The organism is Kitasatospora sp. NPDC059648 (assembly GCF_042734825.1).
GTDB lineage: Bacteria > Actinomycetota > Actinomycetes > Streptomycetales > Streptomycetaceae > Kitasatospora.
In genome coordinates, this window is record NZ_JBHWDU010000202.1 from 1 (window position 1) to 2,932 (window position 2,932).

The 2,932-nt window shown below is 72.5% G+C and carries 3 protein-coding genes; 1 reads left to right on the plus strand and 2 read right to left on the minus strand.

Annotated features, from left to right (window positions below):
• Nucleotides 1–46: 46 nt before the first annotated feature.
• Together ACFV1W_RS40380 and ACFV1W_RS40385 are read right to left on the minus strand one after the other, a co-directional pair.
• A complete protein-coding gene (locus tag ACFV1W_RS40380) occupies nt 47–532 on the minus strand; it encodes a ribose-5-phosphate isomerase (protein WP_380422538.1) in 486 nt (161 codons plus the stop codon).
• Nucleotides 533–585: 53 nt separating this feature from the next.
• Complete coding sequence (locus ACFV1W_RS40385) at nt 586–1,191, minus strand: biotin transporter BioY (RefSeq protein ID WP_380422540.1); 606 nt, start codon at nt 1,189–1,191, stop codon at nt 586–588.
• 267 nt (nt 1,192–1,458) lie between these two features.
• Between ACFV1W_RS40385 and ACFV1W_RS40390 the strand changes: the two genes are divergently transcribed.
• Complete coding sequence (locus ACFV1W_RS40390; RefSeq protein WP_380422542.1) at nt 1,459–2,871, plus strand: amino acid permease; 1,413 nt, start codon at nt 1,459–1,461, stop codon at nt 2,869–2,871.
• Nucleotides 2,872–2,932: the final 61 nt, after the last annotated feature.

Here is a 2,932-nt window from a genome sequence, read left to right on the forward strand (position 1 = left end):
GCACGGGGGGGTGCGGCCGGCCGTCGGTGGATGGTGGGTGGCGGGGTCAGCCCTGGGGGTGGTGGGCCGGGATCGGCGGGAGCTCGCCGGTGGTCTCGTACTCGCTCAGCATCTCGATCCGGCGGGTGTGCCGGGCCTCGCCGCTGTAGGGGGTGTTGAGGAAGGCCTCGACGAACTCGGTGGCCTCCTCGACCGTGTGCATCCGGCCGCCGACGGAGATCACGTTGGCGTTGTTGTGCTGACGGCCCAGCTCCGCGGTCTGCACGCTCCAGGCCAGCGCCGCGCGGACGCCCTTGACCTTGTTGGCGGCGATCGCCTCGCCGTTGCCCGAGCCGCCGATCACGATGCCCAGCGCGTCCTCGTCGGCGGCGGTGCGCTCGGCGGCGCGCAGGCAGAACGGCGGGTAGTCGTCCTCGGCGTCGTAGATGTGCGGCCCGCAGTCGACCGGCTCGTGGCCGGCCCCCTTCAGCCACTCCACCAGGTGGTTCTTCAGTTCGTATCCGGCATGGTCGGAGCCCAGGTACACGCGCATGCCATGAGTGTGGCATGCGGGCGTGCCCGGGCCCGACAACGGGGGCGCCGGTGTCAGCGCCGGCCGAGCAGCTTCCAGGCGAGCGGCAGGGCGCCGGCCGCGAGGGCGGCCTTGAGCGCGTCGCCGACCAGGTACGGGTAGAGGCCCAGTTCGGCGGCGCGGGCCAGCGACACGTGCAGGCTGAGGGCCAGGTACGGGACGCCGACCGCGTAGATGGCGAGGCTGCCGAGGACCATGGTGACGGCGGTGTTCACCGGGGTGCGGTCGGCGCCGCGGCGGGCCAGTGCGCCGGTCAGGGCGGCGGCGAGGACGAAGCCGAGCACGTAGCCGAAGGAGGGCATGGCCCAGCCGGAGGTGCCCTCGGCGAACCAGGGCAGGCCCGCCATTCCGGCCAGCAGGTAGAGCGCCAGCGAGGCGACACCGCGGCGGGCGCCGAGCGCGGTGCCGACCAGCAGGGCGGCGAAGGTCTGGCCGGTGACCGGCACCGGCGAGCCGGGCACGTTCACCGACAGCTGGGCGGCCACGCCGGTCAGTGCGGCGCCGCCGGCCACGAGGGCCAGGTCGCGGGCCTGGGCGCCGAGACGGGTGGAGGCGGTGGGCAGCAGGTCGGCGAGGACGGCGCGGCGCGCTGTCGGGGCGGTGGCGGTGGCGGTGGCCATCGGGAACTCCTCGGTAAGGGTCCAGGTGAGTGAACACCTGTGAACCTACGCGGTGATCCACCGCGCCGCCGCCACGGTTTCGAACAAAGCCCCGCCCCCGGGCGTTGTCGGAAACGGCCCGAAACGACGATCCGTCAATCTACCGTCGCGTACCGTCACCGGCCGGTCCGCATGGTGGGCCCGGGCGGACATCCCTTGGCATGAACAGCGGGGCCCCCGGATATTGGACAACTCATGCCGCATTCCGCACAGTCTGGATCCAGCCCTATGGCCCCCATCCCCGCGCCCCCGGCGCCCGGGACCACCGACAGCACCCCGCAGGAGCCCGGCGGCCAGCAGCTCAGCCACGGGCTCAAGCAGCGCCACCTGTCGATGATCGCCCTCGGCGGCGTCATCGGCGCCGGCCTGTTCGTGGGCTCCGGCGCGGGCATCGCCGCCGCCGGCCCGGCGATCATCCTCGCCTTCACCCTCTCCGGCCTGCTGGTCATGCTGATCATGCGGATGCTCGGCGAGATGTCCGCCGCCCGCCCGGCCTCCGGCTCCTTCTCGGTCCACGCCGAGAAGGAGATCGGCCCCTGGGCCGGGATCACCGCGGGCTGGATGTACTGGGTGATGCTCTGCTGCGGCGTCGCCGCCGAGGCCACCGCCGCCGGAAAGATCGTCAACGGCTGGATACCCGGGGTCTCCTCCTGGGTCTGGGTCGGCCTGTTCATGGTCTTCTTCTGCGCCAGCAACCTGACCGCGGTGAAGAACTTCGGCGAGTTCGAGTTCTGGTTCGCCGCCGTCAAGGTCGCCGCGATCGTCACCTTCCTGGTCCTCGGCGGGCTCGGCGTCGCCGGCGTGATCGGCCCCGGCGCCCCCGGTGCCGCCAACCTCACCGGCCACGGCGGCTTCCTGCCCAACGGCGTCAGCGGACTGATCGTCGGCCTGCTCGCCTCCGTCTTCGCGTACGGCGGCCTGGAGACCGTGACCATCGCCGCGGCCGAGTCCGACGACCCCAAGCGGAACGTCGCCAACGCGGTGCGCACGGCGGTGTGGCGGATCGCGATCTTCTACATCGGCTCGATGGCCCTGGTGGTCGCCCTGGTCTCGTGGAAGGACCCGGCGGTCGTCGCCGACGGCCCGTACGTCACGGTGCTGCGCCACCTCGGGGTCCCCGGGGCAGGGACGATCATGGAGGTGGTGGTGCTCGTCGCGCTGCTGTCCGCGATGAACGCCAACATCTACGGCGCCTCCCGGATGGCGTACTCGCTGGTCGGCCGCGGCCAGGGCCCCAAGGCGCTGGCCAAGGTCAGCGGCGGGGTGCCGCGCCGGGCAGTGCTCGCCTCCTGCCTGTTCGGCTTCGGCGCCGTGCTGGCCGCCAAGTTCTGGCCCGCCACCGTGTTCACCTGGCTGATGAACACCACCGGCGTCGCGATCCTGGTGGTCTGGCTGTTCATCTGCATCGTCCAGCTGCGGATGCGCCGCCGGCTGGAGCGCGAGGCGCCCGAGCTGCTCACCGTGAAGATGTGGGGCTACCCGTACCTGACCTGGATCGCCATGGCAGCGGTGGCCGGCATCCTCGCCCTGATGACAACGACCGAGGGCAACCGCCAGCAGCTCTACGCGGCCGGCGTGCTGGTCGCCCTGCTCATCACGGCCGGCCTGCTCAAGCAGCGCCGGGACGCGGCCGCGGGCTGAACCGGGCGAAACGCGGAAGGGGCGCCCGCCCCATGTGGTTGCCGGGCCCCAACGCCGTGGC